The following is a 23,467-nucleotide window of genomic DNA, read 5'->3' on the forward strand; positions in this document are numbered from 1 at the left end:
ATCAGTGGTTTAAATGCGCTGTGAGGCACATCTAAATCTCATCCATGTACAGTTCAATTGAGCCTATATTAGCCCTTATGACTAAGTAAAATGGATAATATGGCAATATAAGTCAATTATAGTGCAGTTTTTTGTATTGATATGGAATATTACTCCCCCCCCTACCCTTTTATAGAAGTATATAAGGTTTTTTGCACACCCTTTACTCATATTATTTTTGTGAAAATAATCTTCTAATTCAGTCACACCTCGGATGACATACTCATCAGTTGACACGATAGAGGTCCATTGGGCGCTTAACTTAGTCACTTGCATATTTCAGATCTAAGGTTTCACCTTAACTGTGATTCATTACCCACTTAAAGGCGGAAAAATGACATCCCAACTGAAAGCCTTAGCTGACGACGAACTTAATTCATTTTTTGATGCAAATCGTGCAGTAACATATAATGGTGATGAGGTGTCCTTTCGTCATCAGGGAGAAGCCCCTAATGATGCCTTATACAATATTAGGCGAATATTGTTTTTGGCTTCCAAACGATACTGCGACTATCTGACAGATTGTGGTGAATCTGTTGCTTCCCCTGCTCAGATGCGTGAAAGCCGTTCTCTTGATTGGCTGGGCGAACTTCCAGCTCAAATTACCCCTGAAGAGGCTGCCCTGCTGCATCTGTATGGTGAACTCGGTGAGAAATTGCATCTAGACAAGCCGGTTGTCGATGCTCTTAGAAGAGTATTTCCAGACAACAGCATGCTCTGTGCTGGAGATGTTCGATTTTCGCAGGAAGCATTTGACCTGCTACGCAAAGCAACTGGAATGGGGCCTGAGATATCTTTGGATCCTGCAGAATGGCCAGAATACGAACTCATTCAAGAAGCAGATTTACCGACCCCCTAGCAAGTAATCCGTTGATGTCTATCCCATTTCGATTTTTTAAAACAAGATCGGAATGGGAACCCAGGGAGCATTATCTTTTAATGCTCCCCAACATCCATTTCTCTTATAGACTACAGTGTGGGTGCATTCTCTGCCTTGACCGCAGGCAGAATATCATAGGTTTTGGGGAATAGTATTCTTGCGTAACCTTCATGGGCGTCAATAAACTCTTGTGGTATTGATATCCCCTCGCATCCTCTCAAATCGACCGACCGACTAACTCGCAAATCCCTTGGGAGTGCTTTTAATCCGGTACAGCCCTTCAGGGATAGCATGTAGACATTCAGGCCTTCTGGCAGATGCGTCAGAGATGTGCACCCATCCAATGCCATGTTCATCAGGTTAGGCATTGATTTAGGAAGCTCTATAAGATTCTGGCAATTCTCAGCGATTAGGATACGCCCGGTGAAATTAAAATCGTCAGGAAAACTGGTTACCCATTGGCAGCCACTTATATCAATTAGGCCGCCCACAGTAAGATTGCGTGGGAAATCTTGGAACTTTGTATCTCTCAAAGAGAGATTGTCAGGGATGTTAAGACCGGCCGGTAAAAAGCGAATGTTGGTGCAATCGTCCAGACAAAGGCTTTTAACATTTATGGTAGCAGGTATGTCTTGTAGAGAATGGCATGATTTGAACGAGGCTTTGCCCCCCACTATCAGATCGCCAGAAATACTTTTTAGGTTAGGACATCTGTCTGCGATTAGATCTCGACCAACCCTGACATGATCTGGAATAGCTGCAATTCTTTCACAATTTCGAATTGTCATTAGCAGCCCAACCTCCAGTCCTTTGGGTAAAACTTCGAGCTGCGGGCAATCATTGGCGTAGAAATTAGATTTTACCTTAAGACCTTCTGGTAGATCGCGCATTGAAAGACAACCCGACAGTAGCAAGTCCCTTTTTATCTCCCTGAGGCTGTTCGGAATTGAGGTGAGTGCGACACACCCTGTTACATCCAGGCTCTCACCAACAAAAAGACCATCACCAAGAGTTGCAAGTGATGTGCAGCCACGTAAAGTGAGGCTTCCGCATATGCGGTTCCGAGCCGATATACTCTTTATATTGACGCAGTTCATGGCATTAATGCTGAATGGGAACACCACTTCATCTGGGAACCCCACAAGCAGCGATCTCATTGTTTCTGGGATCAATATATTACAGGATTCATCCTGCAATCTTTCCATATCTTTTTCTGTAAGTTTTATCATAGGTTATCGCTCTTCCCTTTATGCTTATTGAGATTCAAGATAGCCGCGATGTCGGTTATGCTAAGGCGACGATAACCCGTTTTTATGCAAGATAAGACATGATTTGCTAACATGATTGAATACCGCATCGAACATAATCCAATTCAGGTCAAAGACCTACCTTGTCGCATACAACGTAGGAGAGTGTCGGGTTGGAAAATGCCTCCTAACACTATCTCATGCTGTCGGCCGGGCAGACTTGGAAACCCTTTTGTTTGTGAATCAGATCCTCAGGTCGCGGTTGACGCTTTTAGGAAGCTTGTCACACAAAATGTTGGGCATTTCGAGATTAGTCCTGGGCGCCTTCAGTTCGCAAAGAAAACTCACCCTGACACACTCTCTCCAGATTATGGAAGTTGGCTTAGAGAGCAAGCCATACCCAAGATCAGGACGTTTAATCTTGCTTGCTTCTGCCCCCTAGAAAGACCGTGTCATGTTGATGTACTGCTGGAGCTAGGAAAAAAAAGTCTCATTCAAGACGGGTTATTAATTCCGTGATCATACCTTTTGCCTCGTAGAGGCCTGAAGTGTGTATCGAGTTCATTTCAATGATTTTTATGGCCCCGGATACTCTTAACCTGCAAAAATCAATAACCATCGCATCTGGCCAACAAGGATAGTCTTTGAGCTTGGCTAAAAATGGTTTGATATCATGCGGGGAAATTTCCCCTCTTGCCTCTAAAGGCGTGTCTTTGTGAAAATACCTTGTGCATGCCAATAGAGGATTATCTGAATACGGCATTACGAAGCAACGTGTCTCATCCTGAATGTCCATTACAGGAGAGGCAACACATAGTTCATCAAGCGACAGCTTATAAAGCAAATGTAGTGATGGCAGATCACTCTTTTTGACCACCTGACCAGGAAAAACCTTACAGCCAGAGTTAGGCCTTAGAAACATCGGATCAGGTGCATATGGATGAACAGAGATGACACCGAAAGGTGCGATAAACGCATCTGGATTTAGGAGGTAATCATAACACTCGATTTTAGCCAATGCCTGCGACAAAAAGGCATAATTGAACTGGTATTCGCTGTCAGAGATAAGCGGGTAAAGCCCCAGTTTCTCCAATCTATATCGCATGGCGATAGAGGTTTGAAAAATAAGTTTTCTCTTTCTTAACTCAGGAATTAGAGCCTTAAACTCAAGACTATCAGGAGGGGTTCGGTCAAGACATACCGACAGGATATTGGTGTCGGGAATATCTGTCACGCAATGCTGCCAGAGCAAGGCAAAGTCCATTTTCGTATCCTGAAAACCATTGTAGATTAAATAGTGTTATTCCGGTCAGTCATGCTTATGCTTCTTTTTCATCATCCGCCTTGCGGCCCATGATCTTTTCCGTCCTGCAAGGTCTCTCATTTCTCCCATTTCACTCGCCTTGATACTCAGCCCACTACCCTGTGCTGACCGTTGCACCCTTCTCTCTTTTGGCGTGGAAAAAGTCAGAGGATCGGGCAGTTCTACTTCTATCATTTCTGAATGTGCCGGCCATATTTTAAATGCTTCGCAAAGTATCCTTTGAGCGATCTTATTTGCCGAAAAATTATGGGCATATATCAATGAAAGAGATTCAGATTGTCGACAAGCCAATGGTGATTGGCCATCACATCCGACAAAACCGGCGCTATTTAATGACCATATCCCATATTTTTGTGCCTCTTCCGAGTGGGTAAGCTCTGGTGGGAAAATTAACATCGTTAGAAAGGGGGAATTGTATCCCTCAGGGTTGGTATCCAGATCTTGGATATTAACACCCAGGACAAACTTAGGTCGAACAGGGTTCCTGTCTGTTTCTGCATTGTACCATGAAACAAAATCAGGATATTTTTCAGGTACAAGAAGACCATTCAACAAGTTAACCTTGACAAGTGCTCTCATTTTTTAATTTCCCCAATAAGATTGGCCAGTTTTGTGACAGCAATAGATTGACTAGGCCTTTTCCTGCCTTAAAAAGCCAGATATACCTGTGTAAGAACTCCTGTAAGGTGGAATTTAACCTTACTGCTATCTTTTAAAACCACCCTTTCTGTTAGAAAGGGTCATAAATTGGGCTTCTAAGAAAGAAATCACATCATGTTCTCAATCCTTTCATCCCCACCTGATGCTGAGGAAATCACCAGGCTATATAACAAGGCTCTGCAAAAGCAAAAGGCGAATAATGATTCCACTATTGGTGAATCAATGATTTTATATGCCCCCCCTATTGTCGATCTCTGTCTGCTACCTATCGCTATTCCCATGTCAATTGCAGAGAGTGTCATCACTGCGCCATTCAAAGCAATTGATGAATGGCTAAATGACAGCAATCCTGAGATCTACCAATACGCCAGTAAGAAAGAATCAAATGCTTATGATCCAGAGAATTACGGCCCATGTAAGACATACGTTGAGAATGTCCGTGCTCAAGGAAGAAATCTGACAGTAGGAGAAATCGCCTCCTTGCAACGGTATAAATGGACAGTAGACCAATCTTCACAAGCCCTTAAAGCTGTCACTTCAGTTGCAAAAGAGGCGCTTGGCTCATTTTTTAGGAATACTTAATCATCACTAATTTAGAGAGAAGCGGTTGTTCAGAGCAGAAAGCAGAAGCAAGTCACCTAGTAATTCAATCTAGGGGTATTTAAGATTGATGATTGAGGTTATTTGCTCCACCATTTTGTTCTTTTCGGCATCATCGAGTTTCTCATATGCTGTTTTCATGGCGGGTATGGTTAAAATAGATGAAATTATATCACTAGCTTCTGAAGAAGGCGCTGTCATTGAATGAGCATTATTACTTATGTATTCACACTTGTGGGTAGAATACTCTATAGAATTTAATTTTATCAACTCAACATATTTATAAGCTTCTTTTAATATTTCTTGATCGTCAATTAAAGTGGATCTTTTGACACTTCCTTCTATCTCATCTGTAGAAATAAAGAGAACAATATTATTATAACTTTCACCGCCGTTCTGAACTGCACTACGATATCTAATTCCCCAAACGCTCAATTCCTGACAATCTCTAACGAGTTCAGCTAAAACCTGTGTCGGGATATACTCCAAATGTGTGCGATCATCACCTGTAACCGGACATGAAATATTCGATGAGAAATTATGTAGAAATTTTATAGCCTTTTGGTCATTTATTTCATTGTCAGAAAAAAAGCTGCCAACTTCTGGCAGATTAGTCAAATCCAGAATTCTTATTGGCTTTATGGTTTCAAATACACCTAAAGACCAACTATCTTGATTTGTGGCACGTACTTCTACAAGTGCTCCTTCTCTGGTTTCTGAGGCGTAAAAGCAAGGTATCCCTGGTGGGTTCATTCTATTTGATTGAAGGGAATGGTTGCATGGTGGGGGACCCAATTCATTCACACTTGTATATTTCTCTCCATTTTTACTAATTCGCGACCGGTAGAATATCATTCCTACCGGGATATCCCTTACAAGTCTTTTCATATAAGGGATTAGAAGGTTAAATATTGCTTTCGGACTAAATAGTCGTGCTTTCTCTGCTAGATTTTGTGTGAATAATTTTGGAACTGCATCTAAATTAAATCTGCGATTATATTTTGTAAAGTTACAGAACATCCACCAATATAGGTCTAATTCTTTGTCTAGAGTTACTTTCCCGAAGTCAAGTGAAGCCCATTTTTTATTTTCAAGAGGTATATCGCAAATTGCTCTCAATAACTTCCCATCACTATCTCTCGGAAGTTCTAATTTTAATATGTTTTTTAGGAGGTACGGAGATGTATAACGGCCATGGGGAAATGGAGCATTTTCAGGAGCGTTTGCCACATAATAAAAGCCAACATAATCGCAGCATGTAAAGCTTTTGTTTACATGTTCAGCAATAAACCTAAATATTTCGCTTTGTTTCGCAGATGGGTCTGAAGAAAGACTACAATAATTGCATTTTTTATTTGAATTTCTATAAGTTATAAATTTCTTTATATGTTCATCCCCGAAGCATCCCGAACATATATACAAATCATTATTTGTGTTACCATGCATTATTTAGAATCTCACTAGATTTGGAATTTATAGAATACGAATCCTTTTTATATATCAGTAAAAATTAGTCAAATTTTAATCGTACTTTCATTGCCCCTCCCTAGGGAAAGGGAGGGGCAAATGTCAGGAAGACGCCCTTAATAGCATGAGGCCGCAACCAAAGGATTTAGCCCGACCAAACCCAAAGATTATTTGATTCCAGAGTTTTTTAGGCTCCGTGACGACAAGCAATCCTGTCATATCAATAATTCCAAATTTCGGTGTGCATCTTGGTCCAACTGTAAATCTAGGCAAAACATCAATTTTATAATCCGTTACGGCATTCTGAATGATCTCAAAACCATGCTTTGCCCCTTGGCGTTTGATCCATTCAGTCCCTGCGGACTGAGCGACATCTCTTCTTCTCAATCCCCTCTCTTTCATGGGGTATGACAAAAGATCATAGGTCACGACGTCTAAACGTCTGCTTTTCCCTGTCTCCGCGTTTTCTAAGGATCTGGTTGCATTCGCACGCAACTTAAAAGCCAAACGATCCCCGCTTTTAAGGCAAGGAGCAAATTCTTTTATTACATGAGGCCTGAACAGATCATTCTGCATTGGCGGCCTATGCGAAAGGGCAATGAAACTGCCCTCTCCCTCCTCCCGCCATAGGAAATCTCGCTCTTGCTCACTATTCCCCTCTTTCGCAAACACTGACCACATGATGTTGTGCTGGGCAGAGCGACGTTGCCCGCTATCAGGAGACCTCCAAAAGCCTGATAAAGCTTGAGCTGTAGGCGAGTTGGAAAACTGCAGGCGACTTAGAAACATTAAACTTGTCCCCCAGGTGCGATATTAACAGCACGCATCCCAACTTCCCGTGTTTTGAAATGCCATCTTTTGCGATCAAAGGGTACATCTGTAATTATTTCCCCTTTCCCGCCCTCCTCAATCAGGACTTCAGCACGATCGTTGTTGCGCCAGACTGGCAGAGTAAGTTGAGACAGTGCTTCTTCTACAGTGTCCGCTTGAACGATCTTCGCTCCTAGGGGTGCGGCAAGGGGGCAAGATTTGCGACCAAGATAAAGGGTAAAATGCGGAGTATGCAGTGACTGGGCAATTTCCGGGAGATTTTCACCGCGTACCGCAATCCCATACAGCGCATCTGTCCGATAATCCCGTATGGAGATTATCGAGTTGAGTTTGCCTTGCCCTTGCTTCAGGGCTTCTGGCCTTGAGTTGGGCTTTCGGGCGGCTGGCGTGGGAATAGTCTGTATCGTGTGAAAATCTCTCATTGCCGTGCCGACATCGAATATGGCGACATCAATCCGCAAGCTGTCCAGTCTGGAGAAATCACCATTCCTTCGAATACCTAAAGCCGCGCCCATCAAGCCAACAATCAATGATCGGCCTGGCCACATGAGAGATCCTCTCCGCTCATGTCCTGCCATCTCCCCCATGGAGGAGATAGAGGCATTCAACGTGAATATCAGGAAGTTCTCCATTACGAGCCCCGAACGGCAGCACCAGCAAAAGCACTGATTTCGTCCAGACTGCCATGTTTACCGACTTCCAAAACGCAATCTTTTTCCCAAGACTGCCCGTAAGCCCGATCGATATCAGCACGAGTTTTTTCGAGCGCCTTTACAGATCTCTCCATGATATCGGTGCCATGGATTGCCTCAAAAAATGCACCAGAAAGATCACGTGGAGCCTGATTTCCATATTCAGCCAAAATAAAATGAGCTCTGGGATGATGAGCAAAGGAATTCTGCTTCCCTTTTGGCGCGGAGATCGCCAAACCCTTCACGAGTGCCTCAATTCCTTTAACAGCAAGATCTTTATCGCCTGCGAGATTTTCAACAAGAAGTTTAGAATCAACGCATACATATTGATAATAAACACCTGAGCCAAATTCTGCTTCACCAATATGGCCAGCGCCAGTATCGCCGAATGAATTATTTAGGTCATCCATGGCGCTAAACCAGTCTTCCTGCGTCTGAGCACGGTGAGTGGTAAAAGCATGGGCAACCTGAACTGCGGCTTCACGATTAAAGCTAGAATCATCGGCAAGCATCCGGCCGAACATGGCAATATCGACTGCACCATCAGCTCGGCGCATCACACTTTTCTTCAGATCCTTTTCTTTTGGTAATTCTTGGCCATTAGCAATTTTCTCGGCCAGATCCTGCGCCAGCTCCCATTCTTCGGGTGAAACAAACGCAAGTGTTGTAAGCACTTTGTCATCTTTTGAACGAGGTGTACTTTCAAGCTTGCCAAATATTGAAGCGACCTGCTCCGCTGCTTTTCGAGCAGTTTCTTCTGGTACGCTAAGCTCCAAAAGATGGTTCATCAGCCTTTCAGAGATACGCTTTGTGCGCATACCAATATGGCCAGCCAAGTCCAAGGCAAAGAATGAACTTTCACGAAGTGCACGCTTGATGGACTGAGAGGACATGCGCAGACGTGGGGATCCCCCTATGATTGCCTGTTTCGGGCGACCCTGATCATCGCGGTTAGGGTTGGACGGGCCAAAGCTTGTCAGAAGGTGGAATTGAACAAATCGTGTCATAGCTTTATTTCTCCGGGATGTAGGTTTTATGAGTATCTGGCGATGATCCAGTTCAGGAGCCGAAATAATCGAAGCACCAACGGGTCTTGACTGCATCGCCCCAATAAATCAGGTCGCCTGCCATGGATTCCACATTGCAGCGCTTGCCAGCCATATCAACGGCACGACGTAGGTAATCAACGAGTTCTTCGTCTTTGAATTCAGCACGGAGTATCTTATGAAAACGAAGAGGAGATAAAAGAGGCGGGTTGCCGCCGATTATCGTAGCCAGCGAACGGGAATCATCCTCTCTGATACAGGAAAGGATTTGAGACAGGCGTATAAGAGATCGCGCATTATGCGGTTGAAATTCAAGATCAGAAGCCAACTTCTGAACTTCTGGTTGAGAAAGTATCGTGACCCCATCACCGCGCCTCAAACAAGCAGCCAGGGACCGCGCGCGAGATTTCGTGTCGCGGGGACGAATATTATGATCCCACCATCTAAACGCGATTTCTGCCTTAGTTTCTGTAAGGGGCTGAGTGGATTTTACTTCAGTCATTGGACATAACCTTCTTCGACTTTTTGGAGGCAGGAATGGGAAGGCCCAATGCGTTGAAAATTGCCTCTCCTTGCTTTCCATACCCGTAAAGAGCCATGCCAAGGAATTTTCTGGCGAGAACGATACCTTTGATAGTTTCCACGTCTCTCAAAGCCATTCCTGGCAAGGCAATTTGATCGAACTGCTTTAATGCATGCTTCCTGAGCACTGTAAGCCAATGCAGGCTTATCTCCGTATCTGACAATGACTTTCTTATCTCTTCGTCATTGCCTCTCATAGCCGAATAGATAAGGAAGAAATCTTTCTCCGTAGCTAGAAAGAATTCTTCTTTTTGAGCTGAACGGTCTTCACCTGTGCCGATAACACTACGAAATGCAGATGTTAGGGCACCCGCTACGGATGAAGCTCCATCAATAAGGCATGTTAATACCTTAAGATCTTCTTTGCTGAGGTTAGATAGCCGCTGTTGCGAATAAATGTAATTTCGTGGTTTGGCATTATCCATAGACCAACCAGCAACAATAATTGACCCACCTCCTCCTCTTTCCCCTACCCATGTCCTTAAGGAAAGTGCGAGTTTAGACAAATCATCACTATCACGCTGGGCTATCGTTCCAAGCCAATTATGGTATCCATATTTCCCAGCCCCAGGATGCTTGGCACGCCAGTCATCTTTGGCATTCAGCTTGTAGTAAGGACTTAGGGGATGCTCCCATCCAACATAGTTGGTGCCATGAGTTTTTTGAATCACGCCGTTAATGCAGACACCATTTGAAACGAGGCGAATGCGGCGCGGCATACCAAAGAAGGCTTCAACGTTAAAGAGTTTACCCTTCGGTGGTGGCACAACGACACCGTCTTGAGAAGTTACCGTCTCACGCATCCAAGGTAATGCGTCAATGTCAGAGGGAGTGCCATATGGCGTGTTGGCCCAGACAAGATCCCATAAACCAACCTCAGGGTTAACAATGGTTGTTAGGGGGCCTCCACCACGCATTGATGTACGATTTCCAGACCCCCCTGAAGCTGCGCTAGATTGTAAGGAATAAAGAGCCATAGCCGCTTCTGGGAGCGTCAAACGATCATATCGGTATCGCCTGACCATGACGTCAGCATTATTTTTGATTGTCTGAGCACCTGCACTATCTAGGAAAAGTATGTCAGGTGAGAGCTGAACACCGTCAAGCTTACTTAAGTCTTGCAGAAACCTTGGGCCATCACCAAGAAGATTGAAGGCTTCTGAGTATTCCTCAAGTTTTTTGCGCAACCTGTCAGGATCTGCGGATTTCCTAGCTTTCCAATCCGAAAGGTTTTTAGGAGGATCAGCAAGATACACCAACCCGATGAGCAGTTCATAACAGGCTATATTGAGGTCAGTTCTAGGCCAATCAGGGCACACAACACCATCTTCGGCCATCTGCCATGGCGCGATAACTCGGTGACTGCCGTCTGAGCATCGCACTGGTATCCATGGATCAGTTATCAGATTAAGGTTCAAACACTTTAGCCTTGATCATTCCACCCAATCCAAGAAAAATTGAGCGTGGTTTGCACTTTCTCTTTGTTATAATCGAGATCAATATATATATGTCCTTCGCGCGTCAATCCTAAGAAAGGAATAATAAGGCCTTTTTTAAGGTCATAATTAGAGTTCGTAAAATGGCCTTATATTTTTTTTGACAAACCTTGAATTAAGTCAGGTTGTATAGTCTTACCATCTCCCCAAGACATCTATAGAATGATGCAACTCAAAATTCAGATAGGATAAAATGAAAAAGACTAAAAATAGAGATATGGTCAAAATCGATAGGGACGAAGCTTTAGCCCTTCTGGATCTTGTTGACGAAAGTATACGCTGGAGTAGTGTATCTATGATGGATTTGGATAGGTACGGTGCGGCATCAAATGCGATGTGGGCGTTAGTTAATATGATCGCAGGGAAACAAGACGTTGCAAAGGACTTATCTAAGAAAGCTAAAAAACATTATGCCGTATATTGCAAAAAACACGAAAAGAAAGCCAAGAAATCTTAGTCACCAAGTTTCACACGACAAGAGCAAACAACCTTGATTAAGAACCAGAATTGCTCCTTGTGCTTCAAAAGATCACACACTTACATACGCCACCCGATCTAGAGTTGTCGCTTTTATCTCAATAGAAAATGTGACTTAAGGGCTTCATAATTTCATTAAAAAACATCTGCAATCTATTGTTTTTATGACTTTTTAGACATTCCTAGACAATCTGAACAATGCGTGGCTTGGGAACTCAAACCCTTGATTGTCAGCGCAAAACAAACTCCAGCCCCATCCTCTAGGGGCTGGAATATCAGTATCATTATGCTGGAATATTTTGCTTTAAAGTGGCTGATTTAATTTTAAGGAAGATCTCCTTAAACGCTTGACGCTCAGCATCTCTCAATTTCGATGCCTCACCTTTAGCGATGATGACACAACCTAAAAAGACAAATTCCGCCGTGACATAATGTCTTGTAGAAGTTGCTAATTGCTCCATAGTTGAACTGACATGAGGTGGTGCAATTTTTGCCTTTACACAGTACTCCAGCACCTTCCCTTTGTAATTCCCATTTGAAGGATCTTCTAAACACGCATTAATGGAGATTTCTTTTTGACCAGGCTCATTGTCAGAAGCCTTTGAAACTGGATCAGTCAGGATTTTATTGATCCCGATCTCCTCTTGATCACTTTCTGATAACTCAACTTGATAAATTTCAATCAATGCTAGGATAGCAGATCTTTGCTTTGCGAGCGCCTTATTTGAGCCTGTGGCGATCTTCGAAACTGTAAGCCCAGATTTTGTCCGAACAACAAGCTCCTGCGTTAAATTGGTCATATCGGTCGAACGAAACTCAACCGAAGCGATCAACTCACTCGACATGGCCAAAGCAGAGAGAAGTGACACCGCATGTTCCGGGAACCGTGCCAAAATTTCAAACACGAGATGGTGCCAGTCACGGTTCCCATACTCTATCGCCGTTGAGAGAAGAGATAGGGAAGTATTTCGCGTTAGAAGTCTTTTCCTGCACTCATCCATCAATCCTAAAGGTGCCTGATCTAATGTCCCATCAGTCGAAGCAGCCTTTATAACTCGAATGAGAACTCCATCTTCCACTCCGCTAAAGTCCATACCTGCCTTTAAGCTTCTTGCGACAAACCTCTGCATACGAAGCTTATAACCTTCACTAACCTTTTTATTGATTGCGCCTAAACGGCTTTCAATTTCCTCGGCTAGACGCCTCATATCTTCCCCACCGGGATATGGAAAATGCCTATGCCCATCGAGGTAAGCCATTATGTTATGCTGATTAACCATATCAACATAACGCCGTAATGGCGAAGTGAACCAAGAGTATGAAGGAGCTTGCAAAGCCATGTGCCCTTGACAGGTTGCAGAGATAAAAGCCTTACCCATTTCGTGCATCCTGGCGGCGGGTATGATCTTCAACTCTGCAATGAAAGCTTCATCATCATAGTTCTTTGGGATGTGATTTCTGAATAAAATTGGGATGCACTTATCGAGGCACCAACTAGCAACAAGAGAGTTTGTCGCGATCATAATTTCCTGAACAATAATGTATCCTGCAGTATCTGGATCACTTATCTTCAGATCTCGAAATATTCCACTTTCATCAATATAAACATCATTTCGCGAATCAAGACCAAGAGCTGCCATTCTTTGACGCATCAGCCTTATTGCGAGAGTCAAAGCGTCCCTAAGTTCATCGCTTAGTTCTGATTGACCATTTTTAATGGCTGTGGCCGCACCTTTCTGAGTATACCGCCCTAGATGTCTTAACCTTGCTCGTTCGACCTTTAAATCAATGCATTCTTCTGCGTTTGGATTGAGCTTAAATGTCACACCGAGAACGGGGATCAGCGTATTCCTTGGTGTAAGTGATATTCGGCTTACGACGCTTTCATCCGGTATCATAGGCTTTAAAATATTTGCACCAGAATAAACCGTGTGGACATTCTGTCTTGCTGATCTTTCGAGATTACTTCCTACATCAATGGTTGAAATATCCGCTATGCAACACCTAACAGTCCATCCCTCGTTATTCTTTCTGATTGAAAAAGCATCATCCAGATCTGAAGATGAGGCAGAATCAATTGTTATACATTGATAGATGGGGTAATTTTGATCTTCTGACATATCATTTTTCTTCTAAGATTTAGAATGTCCTGATTATTCCATCATGATTATTCTTAATCAATATCCTTGAAGGTATTATCTTGGGAATAGCTTGATCAAAATCACCATTTAAATTGCTCAACAAACAAGATCAGACGCATGCGAAGAAGGTGTTAATATAGGTTTATCAACTTAAAGCTAAATAGAACCATTCCATTGTTTGATAAGGAATATCAATTTGACACTAAAAATTAACGGTCTTCACCTGTCTTTTATGTCAGAAATTTTGCACAAGGTTCCTGTTCATCTAGACAAATATCCATATCTCCACCCCACACCAGATGATCGTTTTACACCTAAGCAATGGCAGAAATTATGTGATGAGCTTGAATACCAGAGCATATTTAGATTGCCATTATCACTTATCGGTCGGACAAGTTTTGAAACCCTCTGTCGTGTTTACTCTGGAAGTAGAGTAATGCTGAATGAACATATTGAAGATCTATTTCAAAGATCGCCTCCTCATAGACTTCTTTCAAAAATAAAGAATTCCATATGGAGGTCTTCCTTAATTCATGCTGGTTGGAACGAAATTGTCGAGGCATGGCAAGGATTGCACCGTTTTGAAATGGGCAATCTAGGTCTAGAGGTGGAAGTCGACCACACCACTGGATTTAATACGCACGGTTATGCCGAATATTCCTACAATACGTACCTAGACGGGAGTATGGCTTTTCTAATTAAATATCGTGGTGCCCACGTTTTAACAATTGGCTTTACGTTTGCAAGCTGCAAGCGGCTTCTCATTCAGCAGATACAATTTACACAGAGAACAGGAAACAGATGGTTGTTCAAGCTGCCTATTCACTATGCGTCTTTTGTCATCAGTAAACTACGGAGCGCATTTCCTAATCATCGATTGTACATTGTGAGCGGTGTTGATCTGGCCGAAAGGTCGATCCAAAATTACAAATCAACTATCGCAAGGATAGAGGCCAAGAGATCCCAAAGTGGGAAACCAATCTCTACATATGACTATGAAAGGATTTTAAAAGCGCAAAGCAGTCTGGATCATATATTGCGGGATAAAGAGAGGATTATAAGTGTTTATAAATCTATCCCCAACTACTCAAACAAACAGTTGTCTTGTCATGGAATGAGGCATTTTCTGTTAACTCCCTCCGCTGATACATAAAACCATGGAAAAGAGGAATTGTCCCAATGACAGACCATCCAATGCGTGATGCTGTGATCAGGATTGTTAAACGATCTGACGATGGTCATGACCACTGCTGCTTCTGCAGAACTGAGACCAACATGCTGTCAGCTTCTCAGGATGTTCCATGCTGTAATGATTGCTCCGCAGATCACCTGGAGCCCCAGATCCCAACCAGACAGCAGTGGCTAGATGAGGAAATGTGGTTAAGATTCCAATCGTCCGAAAAAGATCAACCGCCATTGAATCCTAATTATATATTCGGGACTGGCAAAACCTATTCTGAAATGATCCGGGCTGGGGAAACCTTACCCCCCTACCGAAACTCCCTAAGATGGCAAACTGAACAGTTTTATCTGGAATGGCTCACCGGTTTGAAGGTCGGAGATCATTTTTTCGTATTAAGTGGTTATAATGGAGAAAACCCAGAAATTCTTAAAATAGAAAAAGTCACAAAAAATCAGATAGTGGCTAAAAAGAAGAAGTGGTCTAGATCAACCGGTCTACTTATTGCAAACCCCAACCCTCTCTACCGAATGCAAGAAGTTACAGCCCAGAATATCAAGCTGAAAAACTCATCAGGATCTTCAAGAGCCACTTGATTGACATTCTCCCCCCTGAAGGACGGGGCTTTACGGCTCTTCCGGTAAATTCGTAAGTATTTTCTCCAGACAGCCAGACAGGTCTAGTGGGCGATGGGAGGATTAAGCCCATGCCCACATTATCCCGACCTTAACAAGGTTAGGCAGGATATTTATCGTTTGGCACGCTGGGGAACTTCACGACTACTGTTGTGACATCTGTTACAGCTTCAAAGGAAGTTGCTTCGCCTGGAGGAACCACAATAATATCTCCCTCCGTACATTTCCTTCCCCCCATGATCGCCTCACCCTTTATGATGACGGTTGTTTCCGTTGCGATCTTATGGAAATGGGCAGCCTCAACATCTCCTTTAGAGAAGTGCTGAACGGCAGTCTCAAACTGCTTTGTACGGTTCACCGATGGAGCAAAATCACCAATAAACCACCCTCTGGTCATATCGTCTAAGCGTGAGAACTTCATTAACGGGATCTCCCCCTCTACCCTCTTTGTTGGCCTATTGAGGCGTTACAGAGGCATCTACCTTTGCAGTCTTGCCCGGCTTTCCAGATATTCCGTCAGCCAGCATATCTTCATCGGAGGGCATCTCCAGAACACAATGCCAGGAGGTATATCTCATTGGGTTGGAGTGATCAGGAGAATGCTCCAGAACAAAGGAGTGGCTATATCCGTATGAGTCAGCCAAAGATTGCTCACAGCTTTGGCCATAGGCCTGGGCAAGTGCTGAAATGCACACCTTTTTTGATGCATCGCAAAGGTCGATGTACAGGTGAGCATGATTGACCATGCCTTCATATAAGGCGTCACCGGGCTGCAGATCCTTGGTGAATTCAGGATTAGGGTGAGACCTTACAACTTTGATCCTGGCAGCAGTTTCAGGATCCACCGAAGTCCCTACAAAACTGTTCGCCTCGTGGCTAGGGGAAGCGCCCTCTCCGTCATCAGCCTTAGATTCCACCACGGACCCATTATCCGTATTTAAAGTCACATCACCATTGGCATAGGTGGTGAAATTGAAGTTTTCAGGGCTCGATGTGCCCAGCAAAGCTGGCTGGCTATCATGTTCTGAGGCTAAAGCCATAGGGGGCGGCAAAATCAACGTGAGAAGCTGTACGCACACAAAAGGCATTCCCCGGCGAGATACCTTGTTAGTCAATCCATCTATTCTCACCAACACGACCTTTCAGTTTTAATTAAGAGTGTGTGTATCATTGAGATACGGTCAGGCGATCAGGCCGATACCGCCTTTCAGTCGTTCAGATCCTGTTCATTTCCGTGGCCATTGATTAGGGTCTGAATAATTTGGAAGAGTTGTTCTGTTTTTCCTGAAAGAAGCATCTCCTCCAGTTTATTCCAAACAGGCACAAGAGCTGCCCAGTCACGCCCAAGTGCTGTCATTTCATTTAGCCTGAGCCTCCATTCCGGGTAACGCTCTAAAAGCTTGTGACAGCGACTGAAGTCGCCAGCATCACGTGGGGCAGTATTAAAATCCCTCAGAGGTATTCCACACATCTTGAATGCAATAGCTTGAGATGACACACCGGTCTGACCGTCAGCCATCCAAGCCATAGCTTTCAATGCATCTTCCGCATGAGGATGCATCGGAGCTTCTTGCTTGGCGCTCTGCTGGGCAACATGCCCCTCCTGTGGAGGATTTTGGATATATACCCTTTTGATGTTACGGACATTCATCCCCGACAGATATATGTCTCGTTCATGGATACACAAATCAGGCTTCCAGCCGATCAAGCAATCTGAAAATTCATAGTACCATCCGACCCTAGTAAATCCCTCAAGGTCACCATTCGTCATGCTGCACAATAATAGGCTTTAGGCCTAATACTCCCACCTCAAATTGGCCTATAATAGCGACCATCCTTTGGAACCGTGTTGAAAATGCTGGATCGATAGAGGGGCATGATCAACCGCAAAAGAAACAATGAGGTTAAAGCCTAAATGTCAAGGCTATTTCTCTTACACACCTCATAAGCATGAAATGAGAAGATCTTGGAAATGGCCTTGTTCTAAATTCTAATCACCTTACCTTTCACGTTAATTCCGTCATGGATTGAATTGAGATTTGGGCAATTTTTGATGATCAAATTGCCATAAATATTAAGGTATCTGGGGAGATCGACTACATGGAGACAGTCCTCAATAATCAAGTCGCCCCGTACAAGACCTAGATTTTCTGGGAACCCCTCGAAATTCCTGCAATGGCGGATAGCAATAGTCCCGCCGACATACATTCTGTGAGGCAACCCAACAAAAGAATGACAAAAAGAAATTAGAAGATTTCTCTGAATTCTCATCCCTTCAGGCAAAATGGATAATGAAGGGCATTTGCTGATTACAAGGTCAGCCGTTGATGTAAGGCATCGCCCACCAAGATAATATGTCTGCCCGTAGGCCTGAAATCCTGCAGGTATGTCGGAAAAGCTGGCACAATCAGTAACGAACAGGGATCCGGTCGTCGTGCCGAAAGGAAGAGATTTGACGCGATGACAGCGTGTTAATTGTAGTTCGGAAACTCGCAAATCATCAGGTATCTCAGTTATTTGGGGAAGATTACGGAGTATCAACCGATCCCGCACCTGCAGGCCAGGAGGAATTGCGCATAAGCTGGGCATTGATGAGAGGGTAACATCACAAGCCTTAAGATTTGGTGGAAGTGTCTCTACCTCTTTGAAGGCCATGTTTGAATCGATGTATATCGATCCCGTTTCCCTATAAAAACCTGAAATTCCAGCATCCCAAACGCACCTTGATGACAGTCGGGCTATATCATCTATCGTTGTCAAAAACATTGGAAAAATTGCCTTTGTCAGCACTCTCTCCAAAGATAGCTAAAATAATCTTAAATCTTAGAAAAAAGACTTTGCAAAGCCTATCCCGCTAAAGCCTTCAAACGCCATGATCTGCAAAAGGGTATTTTGTATTTTTCAAAATCAATTTTAGTGTTCAGTTCTGAGAATGGTAGTGGGGTTGGGTTGGGGTGAGGTTAAATAATAACCGCTCACTAACTACATAAAGAAAACAATTCAAAAACAATCAGATAGATAGAATTTGTCAATTAAGGTAAGTCATCTTTCTCTAATCGGAGATTCCTATGAAAAAAAGCTAACTCAGATAAAAACTTGGGCACAGATTTATCCACAGGCTTACCAACATAAATGTGGATAAGTTCCACGACAGGATAGCCTTGCTATTTTAAAAATATAACGTCATATCCTTGATCAAAAGACACAAAACAAGGTTAGAATAATTATTCTGGTTCACCAAAGAAAATGATAAGGCCTATTCAAATTGACGAAGGCGATCAACATCAATCCATCTACCAGTATAGCATGGTCATTTGACGATGAAACCTGCAAGGCATTTGGCTATTTAAATGGGCGCCGTATCGCTGAGCTCATTTCATGGAAAGACCGTGCCTCTGGTCATGAAGGGTTCACTGGGGAAATTGTAAGCCCAGATGGCAGTATCATTGAATTCATGCCCTCTGGCGGCTTTGGCACTCCCCTTAATCAGATAAAAATGGAAATTGAGAAGGAAATCCTCAGTCTCTACGGTACCCCACAACCCGCCCTCACAGAGCTATCCAAAGAGAGCAAAGATTTAACTGCAAGTCCATCACCAGGATTGGCAGGTCACATCCAGGATGTTCAGAAAGTTATCAGAAGCATATTATGTGTATCTGGACTTGATAATGAAGGGAAACTTCAGGCCGTACGAGGTGTACTCGCTGAACTCTCCCCGCTCCCCTCCGACCTTGATATTCCTTCACTGAAGAAAATTCCCGGAGGGGTGCAAGATGATATCCCTCCTGCACCCTCTTCCAAGCGAAGCGAATGTTTCCGTTTTGGTTAGAGGTTAGAGATCAGAGATTAATCCCACCGGATCCGGCATGATCTGCAACCTTTTGTTTTAGCATTGTAATTCATGGATGATTTTTGAGTTCATAAGGGGTTGGATGTGAACAGGCTGTGACATCTAATCCCTCCCTTCCTGATACCCTCGGATAGGTAACAAAACTGATTTGCGTCCTGCCAGATTCAGGATCTGATATTCTATTTAATTGGACGGCACCAAGGAAAGGACCTGTTGCGCTTATGTCGTCATTGGGGAGTTCAGACCTGGAAAGCATTAAAGACAGCCTATAGAGGGCGTCTTTCGGACTTGCTGCATGGATTATACCAACAACCGTCTTCCCTAGCTTAAGTGAACACCTCAGGGCATCCAGTACATTGTCTAGGTAGAGATCATCACAGATAATGAGGCTATTCTCTTTCAGGCTACAGAGGCGGAGTAGTTCCTGACTTTGAATTAGGCTCGGATTGATGTGCTTTAGTTTTCCAGAGCACGGAGAATTCTTCCATTCTTTAAAGCGCGATATATAAATACCATGAACTGTTTTATTTGTTTTTAAATATTTCTGGATGGATAAGTTTACAAAATTGGTTCTTCCGGTTCCGGCAGCCCCTGATATTATTATAAGACCACGATTGGAGAGAAGATTATTAAGATAATATTTTACCTCATCAAATTCATTAGCATCATAAGCCTCACTAGAAGGCGTTTTATATCTCTCATCAACGTGAGAAAGGGCGTTATTTATTTTTGACCCCTTAAATGCTGCGAAGGTTCTGTAACCTCTCTTTTGGCACTCAAGATCTAATGCCTGTGTATATGTTAAATCAGACCGTTGGCTGGCGGATCGTGCAGCTCGCTTGATTTCTGAAAGAGACATGACAGGTCACTCCTCAGCGGATGGCAGTGTCGTGGCTCCATTCGATCACTCTCCGCGAAGAGGATATAGCTCGTTTGTTATTAGAGACTTTTCCGTGTGTGGAGCCGGAAGGCATGCTTGTCTCTTGCCTTGGCTCCAAGAAATAATCTTGTCATTTGGCCATGTCAAATGCTTACCAGATGTATCGCAAATCCCCGTCCTTCATGGCGTGGATAGAAAGCGCTGTGATATTGGCTTGCCGCAAGCTGCAAGAAAAGTGGGGGCATTCCTGAATGATTGCCCCCGGATCTGTGATCACCGCGCCTCGTAAACTGCCCTGTTAGGCACCTGGAGCCATTGAGACTTCTTCTCGCGAATGACTGGGGGCATATTCCGGGGCATCGTAAGTGCCGTTCATTAAATCACGGAAACTGACGTTTTCACCTCCTTCAACATCCATCCCTGAATCAACAGCAGCCTCCACACGTGACCACAGCGAACCATCTACACAACGGAATGCAGTGTCATTTTCAAGGTAGCCTTCAGGTATGAGATCAGAGAAGTCCCTCTCTCCTTTCTCAAATCGATCCAGACATTCCATATAGAGATCGAGCGCCGCGCTCTGATTGTCGATCGGGATTACTTGAACAATAATATTGGTTGGACATCTCTCTGCATCCTGATCGTAACGAGCTGCAGAGGGATCTGTTATCTCTGTGTCTGCCCGGCTACGGCAATAAAGCTTGAGAGCATCTTCCCAGTCTTTTTTGGTGTAGTTCTGACCCGTTTCCGTCATTTTGGGGTCAAGCGCGCCTCTTGGCATGAGCCCTTCAGGCATCCGCACTTCGGCCATTGTCATTATAATGTCTTTAGTGTCGCTGAGGGTGTCGCCAGGAAGCACAGGCACTGAAAGCAGAAGTTCACCCGTAATTGCGGGGATGCCATTCTTCTCAGCCGCCAGAATGCTTTCCATATTGCTGACATCGTCAATCCTGCCAACCGGTCGAATAAACAGTCGTGGCTCACTGGTGGGGCTTGTCATATCTGAATATCCATATCTAACTTGAGTTCCTAGGCTTTCAGCCCTTCAATCCGTCTTTCCCTTTTTATAGGATTTGTATGCAAAGCACTTCAGTCTGCTCTAAAAAGAGCCCTATAAGTCCCTCATCGCCATTGGTTTTAAGAACGACTGGGCCAACCCCGTTCCATTTCGGGAGGGTACAAGCCTCTAATGGCTAAGATTTGAGGGCTCATTAAGTCTTGCGGGACAGTTGGGAAGTTGACTGCTGTTCCGGCCTTTCTCGCAAGATTTTTTAGTTTAAGTGGAAATGAACGGAACGTTCACAGTCAAAGAAAAGTCTGAAAGAATGGCATCGGAATCTCCTGACACGACCAATAAGACATACGGAGGAAGTGGGAATCATTCTCTTCCCCCCGAAAAGCACATGTTAATAGACCTCCATATTCCAGACTGTTCCAGGTCAATTAGAAGGTCAATTGAGGGGCTTAGAGATGCTATTCGGATAGGCCATTCTTCTTTTTCTGCTATCGGTCATGAAATCCGCAGATCTGAACTACAGATGAATGCCGTCAGAGATAATGCTAGAAACAACCTTGATGTTGAAATCGGAATCCAGCCCTGTCTTCACGCTTCCTGTCCTTCAACGTAAGGTTTGTGTAGATCAGAAGGTTCGGCTTCATGGCCTCGCTCTGCATACCGTTTGCGTGCGTTAATCAGTTTGCCTTTCAGCTCTTCCATCGCATCGATAGTGTTTGGCTTGCCTTCAGACTTCAAACGCAAATTTCTCAAAAGCAACGTCAAACTTCCACTCATAATCCTGTAACTTTCTTCTGATATGAGGCTGTGAAGCAGGTTGCGGTGAAAGCGCGAACCTTTCAACAAGCCAAATTAGTGCTTAAAACTTAAACATCACAAACACAAATGGACAAAAGGAGGAGCCAGATAGTTAGACCATCTGGCTACAATATAGTTGAACTCAAGCGAACCCAAATTCTTTAAGGAGAATTTGCATGGCTTGTGATCTCCCCATCAGATCACGAGACGACTTTCTCATCAGACCAGCCAATTGAACTGACTCTTGCGTTGTTTTCTGTAGTTTTATGGCCTCATGGTGCGTTGATTCAGCACTGGAGGTCTGCTTGTTCATTTCTGAATTTATGTTCGTGACAGCCACCTCTACTAATGAGACGCCATCTTTGATCTTGGCAAGCAGTTCTGCCGTACTGGAAACTGATATAGAGGCTGCCAGGACCAGATCCTTACTTAGTCGCGTTTTCTCCGAAATCTGTTCGGCCGTGTTCTTTGTTGTGTTGGCCAGTGTCCTGATTTCTCCAGCTATAACAGCGAACCCTCCGCCTTCATCCCCTACCCGCGCGGCCTCTACACTCGCATTAAGGGCAAGAAGGTTGGTTTGCGTGGCTATGCCATCGATAGCGCCAACCAGATCATGAATGACCTTCCAGATGGTTTCGATCTGCTCCATACTGGATTGGGCTTTAGTGACGTTAGCATTGCCCTCCATAGTGGCTTTGAGACAACTCCTAACGGCATCTTCCGCTGCCTCTGTCTGTTTAGCTACGCCGGAAATAGAGTTTTTAAGCACACGGGTCAGTTCCGTGATTTCGGAAATTGCGGACACCTGATCCTGAGCACGCTCTTCGGCTTTTGCCACCCCATCACTGATTTTCTCAGAGGATGTTCCCACAAGAGAAGAAGCCCCTTTAATTTCCTCCGCCATGTCTTGCACGCGCTCTTTCAGGCGTTTGAAAGAATTGGCCAGGACAGGCGACCTCTCAATGACAGAAGGGTTCAGCGTGACAGTCATGTCGCCCTCAGCCATACGATCAATGGCTTCAGATATAATGATTAGGGCGTCATTTTCCTTCGCGGCCTTCTCTCTCTCTTGCTTTAATCTGTTGAGATATGTCGAAATGGCCATATCCATATCAAGGCAAGCCGCCTTAACGACCACACCAATCAGTTCGCCAAGATGCGCCATCTGCTGGGGCGAGACCTTTTGAGGCTTTGTCCCACGAACTATGGAATTTGAAATGACATCCTGAATAATCCTTTCAAGGATTACCGCATAACCAGCGATGTACCATTGAGGATCAAGGCCAATCCTTGCATGTGTTTCCCCAATCTTTGTGACATTTCTCACATAGTGTTCGTCAAATTCACCTGAAAAAAGCTGCCCCCAGTGCTCTTTTTGACGCTGTGAAGCTTTTTCAACCACCTCATCTGTCTTAAAGAACTCTGACAGTTCAGGTGTTTCTCGAATGCGCTCATAAAATATTTTCAAACTATCGTTTAAAATATCATGGATTGGAGATGATTTAATCTCGCTCAGAACATGCCTTTGGTGATCATTGATCCCCAAGAAGGCCAATCTATTTGAAATTGATGGCAGTTCACCATCGCCCCCTAATGGAGATATATGTTCCATTCGATGCGCCTCCAT

24 protein-coding genes are annotated in these 23,467 nt (G+C 44.0%); 7 read left to right on the top strand and 17 right to left on the bottom strand.

Going from position 1 to position 23,467, the window contains the following annotated elements; translation table 11 throughout:
- Nucleotides 1-373 precede the first annotated feature (373 nt).
- Nucleotides 374-898: a hypothetical protein gene (locus FCN51_RS00850; protein ID WP_099541910.1), complete on the top strand. Its 525-nt coding sequence runs from the start codon at nucleotides 374-376 to the stop codon at nucleotides 896-898.
- A 110-nt stretch (nucleotides 899-1,008) separates the two neighbouring features.
- Here FCN51_RS00850 and FCN51_RS00855 read toward each other — a convergent pair whose 3' ends face one another.
- A complete protein-coding gene (locus tag FCN51_RS00855) occupies nucleotides 1,009-2,148 on the bottom strand; it encodes a hypothetical protein (protein WP_099541911.1) in 1,140 nt (379 codons plus the stop codon).
- Nucleotides 2,149-2,259: 111 nt separating this feature from the next.
- Between FCN51_RS00855 and FCN51_RS27115 the strand changes: the two genes are divergently transcribed.
- Nucleotides 2,260-2,685, top strand: coding sequence for a DUF4326 domain-containing protein (locus FCN51_RS27115; protein WP_099541912.1), 426 nt, complete (start codon nucleotides 2,260-2,262; stop codon nucleotides 2,683-2,685).
- Here the strand turns inward: FCN51_RS27115 and FCN51_RS00860 are convergent.
- Complete coding sequence (locus FCN51_RS00860; RefSeq protein WP_099541913.1) at nucleotides 2,657-3,430, bottom strand: ATP-grasp domain-containing protein; 774 nt, start codon at nucleotides 3,428-3,430, stop codon at nucleotides 2,657-2,659. The two genes, FCN51_RS27115 and FCN51_RS00860, sit on opposite strands and share 29 nt — an antisense overlap.
- A 45-nt stretch (nucleotides 3,431-3,475) precedes the next feature.
- Complete coding sequence (locus tag FCN51_RS00865) at nucleotides 3,476-4,069, bottom strand: hypothetical protein (RefSeq protein WP_099541914.1); 594 nt, start codon at nucleotides 4,067-4,069, stop codon at nucleotides 3,476-3,478.
- Nucleotides 4,070-4,264: 195 nt separating this feature from the next.
- On the opposite strand from FCN51_RS00865, the gene FCN51_RS00870 reads away from it, so the two are divergent.
- Nucleotides 4,265-4,732: a hypothetical protein gene (locus FCN51_RS00870; protein WP_099541915.1), complete on the top strand. Its 468-nt coding sequence runs from the start codon at nucleotides 4,265-4,267 to the stop codon at nucleotides 4,730-4,732.
- Between the two features lie 69 nt (nucleotides 4,733-4,801).
- Here FCN51_RS00870 and FCN51_RS00875 read toward each other — a convergent pair whose 3' ends face one another.
- The 6 genes from FCN51_RS00875 to casA form a co-directional block, all read right to left on the bottom strand.
- Nucleotides 4,802-6,196, bottom strand: a complete 1,395-nt coding sequence (locus tag FCN51_RS00875) for an RES domain-containing protein (RefSeq protein WP_160256059.1) — start codon at nucleotides 6,194-6,196, stop codon at nucleotides 4,802-4,804.
- Between the two features lie 123 nt (nucleotides 6,197-6,319).
- Nucleotides 6,320-7,006: a type I-E CRISPR-associated protein Cas6/Cse3/CasE gene (gene cas6e / locus FCN51_RS00880; RefSeq protein WP_099541917.1), complete on the bottom strand. Its 687-nt coding sequence runs from the start codon at nucleotides 7,004-7,006 to the stop codon at nucleotides 6,320-6,322.
- Entirely contained in the window at nucleotides 7,006-7,680 is a 675-nt protein-coding gene (gene cas5e / locus FCN51_RS00885; protein ID WP_099541918.1) for a type I-E CRISPR-associated protein Cas5/CasD, read from the bottom strand. Before cas5e ends, cas6e begins: the two co-directional genes overlap by 1 nt.
- Nucleotides 7,680-8,747 carry a type I-E CRISPR-associated protein Cas7/Cse4/CasC gene (cas7e, locus tag FCN51_RS00890; protein ID WP_099541919.1) on the bottom strand — a complete coding sequence of 356 codons (1,068 nt, stop codon included), beginning with the start codon at nucleotides 8,745-8,747 and terminating at the stop codon, nucleotides 7,680-7,682. The genes cas5e and cas7e overlap by 1 nt, the downstream gene beginning before the upstream one ends.
- A gap of 52 nt (nucleotides 8,748-8,799) precedes the next feature.
- A complete protein-coding gene (gene casB, locus FCN51_RS00895; RefSeq protein WP_160256060.1) occupies nucleotides 8,800-9,288 on the bottom strand; it encodes a type I-E CRISPR-associated protein Cse2/CasB in 489 nt (162 codons plus the stop codon).
- Nucleotides 9,281-10,786, bottom strand: coding sequence for a type I-E CRISPR-associated protein Cse1/CasA (gene casA, locus FCN51_RS00900; protein WP_099541921.1), 1,506 nt, complete (start codon nucleotides 10,784-10,786; stop codon nucleotides 9,281-9,283). Before casA ends, casB begins: the two co-directional genes overlap by 8 nt.
- 271 nt (nucleotides 10,787-11,057) lie before the next feature.
- On the opposite strand from casA, the gene FCN51_RS00905 reads away from it, so the two are divergent.
- Nucleotides 11,058-11,321: a hypothetical protein gene (locus FCN51_RS00905; protein ID WP_099541922.1), complete on the top strand. Its 264-nt coding sequence runs from the start codon at nucleotides 11,058-11,060 to the stop codon at nucleotides 11,319-11,321.
- 304 nt (nucleotides 11,322-11,625) lie between these two features.
- Here the strand turns inward: FCN51_RS00905 and FCN51_RS00910 are convergent, their stop codons facing one another.
- The gene (locus FCN51_RS00910) at nucleotides 11,626-13,461 is read right to left on the bottom strand and encodes an RNB domain-containing ribonuclease (RefSeq protein ID WP_160256061.1); all 1,836 of its coding nucleotides are present in this window, start codon (nucleotides 13,459-13,461) and stop codon (nucleotides 11,626-11,628) included.
- Nucleotides 13,462-13,678: 217 nt separating this feature from the next.
- Between FCN51_RS00910 and FCN51_RS00915 the strand changes: the two genes are divergently transcribed.
- Nucleotides 13,679-14,635, top strand: coding sequence for a hypothetical protein (locus FCN51_RS00915; protein ID WP_124296424.1), 957 nt, complete (start codon nucleotides 13,679-13,681; stop codon nucleotides 14,633-14,635).
- Nucleotides 14,636-14,661: 26 nt separating this feature from the next.
- Complete coding sequence (locus FCN51_RS00920; RefSeq protein WP_160256062.1) at nucleotides 14,662-15,258, top strand: hypothetical protein; 597 nt, start codon at nucleotides 14,662-14,664, stop codon at nucleotides 15,256-15,258.
- Between the two features lie 139 nt (nucleotides 15,259-15,397).
- Here FCN51_RS00920 and FCN51_RS00925 read toward each other — a convergent pair whose 3' ends face one another.
- From FCN51_RS00925 to FCN51_RS00935, 3 genes are all read right to left on the bottom strand, one after another.
- Nucleotides 15,398-15,718, bottom strand: coding sequence for a hypothetical protein (locus tag FCN51_RS00925; RefSeq protein WP_099541926.1), 321 nt, complete (start codon nucleotides 15,716-15,718; stop codon nucleotides 15,398-15,400).
- A 34-nt stretch (nucleotides 15,719-15,752) separates the two neighbouring features.
- Complete coding sequence (locus tag FCN51_RS00930) at nucleotides 15,753-16,337, bottom strand: hypothetical protein (protein WP_236661115.1); 585 nt, start codon at nucleotides 16,335-16,337, stop codon at nucleotides 15,753-15,755.
- 167 nt (nucleotides 16,338-16,504) lie between these two features.
- A complete protein-coding gene (locus FCN51_RS00935) occupies nucleotides 16,505-17,068 on the bottom strand; it encodes a hypothetical protein (protein ID WP_160256064.1) in 564 nt (187 codons plus the stop codon).
- A gap of 1,494 nt (nucleotides 17,069-18,562) precedes the next feature.
- Between FCN51_RS00935 and FCN51_RS00940 the strand changes: the two genes are divergently transcribed.
- The gene (locus FCN51_RS00940) at nucleotides 18,563-19,126 is read left to right on the top strand and encodes a hypothetical protein (protein ID WP_099541929.1); all 564 of its coding nucleotides are present in this window, start codon (nucleotides 18,563-18,565) and stop codon (nucleotides 19,124-19,126) included.
- Nucleotides 19,127-19,196: 70 nt separating this feature from the next.
- Here FCN51_RS00940 and FCN51_RS00945 read toward each other — a convergent pair whose 3' ends face one another.
- From FCN51_RS00945 to FCN51_RS00960, 4 genes are all read right to left on the bottom strand, one after another.
- The gene (locus tag FCN51_RS00945; protein ID WP_160256065.1) at nucleotides 19,197-20,006 is read right to left on the bottom strand and encodes a hypothetical protein; all 810 of its coding nucleotides are present in this window, start codon (nucleotides 20,004-20,006) and stop codon (nucleotides 19,197-19,199) included.
- 319 nt (nucleotides 20,007-20,325) lie between these two features.
- Nucleotides 20,326-21,027, bottom strand: a complete 702-nt coding sequence (locus FCN51_RS00950) for a hypothetical protein (RefSeq protein ID WP_160256066.1) — start codon at nucleotides 21,025-21,027, stop codon at nucleotides 20,326-20,328.
- Nucleotides 21,028-21,630: 603 nt separating this feature from the next.
- Nucleotides 21,631-21,819 (bottom strand): hypothetical protein, encoded by a 189-nt coding sequence (locus tag FCN51_RS00955; RefSeq protein WP_160256067.1) that lies wholly within the window; start codon nucleotides 21,817-21,819, stop codon nucleotides 21,631-21,633.
- 163 nt (nucleotides 21,820-21,982) lie between these two features.
- Entirely contained in the window at nucleotides 21,983-23,452 is a 1,470-nt protein-coding gene (locus tag FCN51_RS00960) for a protoglobin domain-containing protein (RefSeq protein WP_160256068.1), read from the bottom strand.
- Between the last annotated feature and the right edge of the window lie 15 nt (nucleotides 23,453-23,467).

Origin of the sequence: Acetobacter pasteurianus (genome assembly GCF_009914215.2) — a bacterium.
In the GTDB taxonomy this organism is placed as follows: Bacteria; Pseudomonadota; Alphaproteobacteria; order Acetobacterales; family Acetobacteraceae; genus Acetobacter; species Acetobacter pasteurianus.

Coding starts and splice junctions, on each gene's coding strand:
- FCN51_RS00850 (WP_099541910.1), top strand. CDS start 374: ATGACATCCCAACTGAAAGCCTTAGCTGACGACGAACTTAATTCATTT.
- FCN51_RS00855 (WP_099541911.1), bottom strand. CDS start 2,148: ATGATAAAACTTACAGAAAAAGATATGGAAAGATTGCAGGATGAATCC.
- FCN51_RS27115 (WP_099541912.1), top strand. CDS start 2,260: ATGATTGAATACCGCATCGAACATAATCCAATTCAGGTCAAAGACCTA.
- FCN51_RS00860 (WP_099541913.1), bottom strand. CDS start 3,430: ATGGACTTTGCCTTGCTCTGGCAGCATTGCGTGACAGATATTCCCGAC.
- FCN51_RS00865 (WP_099541914.1), bottom strand. CDS start 4,069: ATGAGAGCACTTGTCAAGGTTAACTTGTTGAATGGTCTTCTTGTACCT.
- FCN51_RS00870 (WP_099541915.1), top strand. CDS start 4,265: ATGTTCTCAATCCTTTCATCCCCACCTGATGCTGAGGAAATCACCAGG.
- FCN51_RS00875 (WP_160256059.1), bottom strand. CDS start 6,196: ATGCATGGTAACACAAATAATGATTTGTATATATGTTCGGGATGCTTC.
- cas6e (WP_099541917.1), bottom strand. CDS start 7,006: ATGTTTCTAAGTCGCCTGCAGTTTTCCAACTCGCCTACAGCTCAAGCT.
- cas5e (WP_099541918.1), bottom strand. CDS start 7,680: ATGGAGAACTTCCTGATATTCACGTTGAATGCCTCTATCTCCTCCATG.
- cas7e (WP_099541919.1), bottom strand. CDS start 8,747: ATGACACGATTTGTTCAATTCCACCTTCTGACAAGCTTTGGCCCGTCC.
- casB (WP_160256060.1), bottom strand. CDS start 9,288: ATGACTGAAGTAAAATCCACTCAGCCCCTTACAGAAACTAAGGCAGAA.
- FCN51_RS00905 (WP_099541922.1), top strand. CDS start 11,058: ATGAAAAAGACTAAAAATAGAGATATGGTCAAAATCGATAGGGACGAA.
- FCN51_RS00910 (WP_160256061.1), bottom strand. CDS start 13,461: ATGTCAGAAGATCAAAATTACCCCATCTATCAATGTATAACAATTGAT.
- FCN51_RS00920 (WP_160256062.1), top strand. CDS start 14,662: ATGACAGACCATCCAATGCGTGATGCTGTGATCAGGATTGTTAAACGA.
- FCN51_RS00925 (WP_099541926.1), bottom strand. CDS start 15,718: ATGAAGTTCTCACGCTTAGACGATATGACCAGAGGGTGGTTTATTGGT.
- FCN51_RS00930 (WP_236661115.1), bottom strand. CDS start 16,337: ATGGCTTTAGCCTCAGAACATGATAGCCAGCCAGCTTTGCTGGGCACA.
- FCN51_RS00935 (WP_160256064.1), bottom strand. CDS start 17,068: ATGACGAATGGTGACCTTGAGGGATTTACTAGGGTCGGATGGTACTAT.
- FCN51_RS00945 (WP_160256065.1), bottom strand. CDS start 20,006: ATGTCTCTTTCAGAAATCAAGCGAGCTGCACGATCCGCCAGCCAACGG.
- FCN51_RS00950 (WP_160256066.1), bottom strand. CDS start 21,027: ATGACAAGCCCCACCAGTGAGCCACGACTGTTTATTCGACCGGTTGGC.
- FCN51_RS00955 (WP_160256067.1), bottom strand. CDS start 21,819: ATGAGTGGAAGTTTGACGTTGCTTTTGAGAAATTTGCGTTTGAAGTCT.
- FCN51_RS00960 (WP_160256068.1), bottom strand. CDS start 23,452: ATGGAACATATATCTCCATTAGGGGGCGATGGTGAACTGCCATCAATT.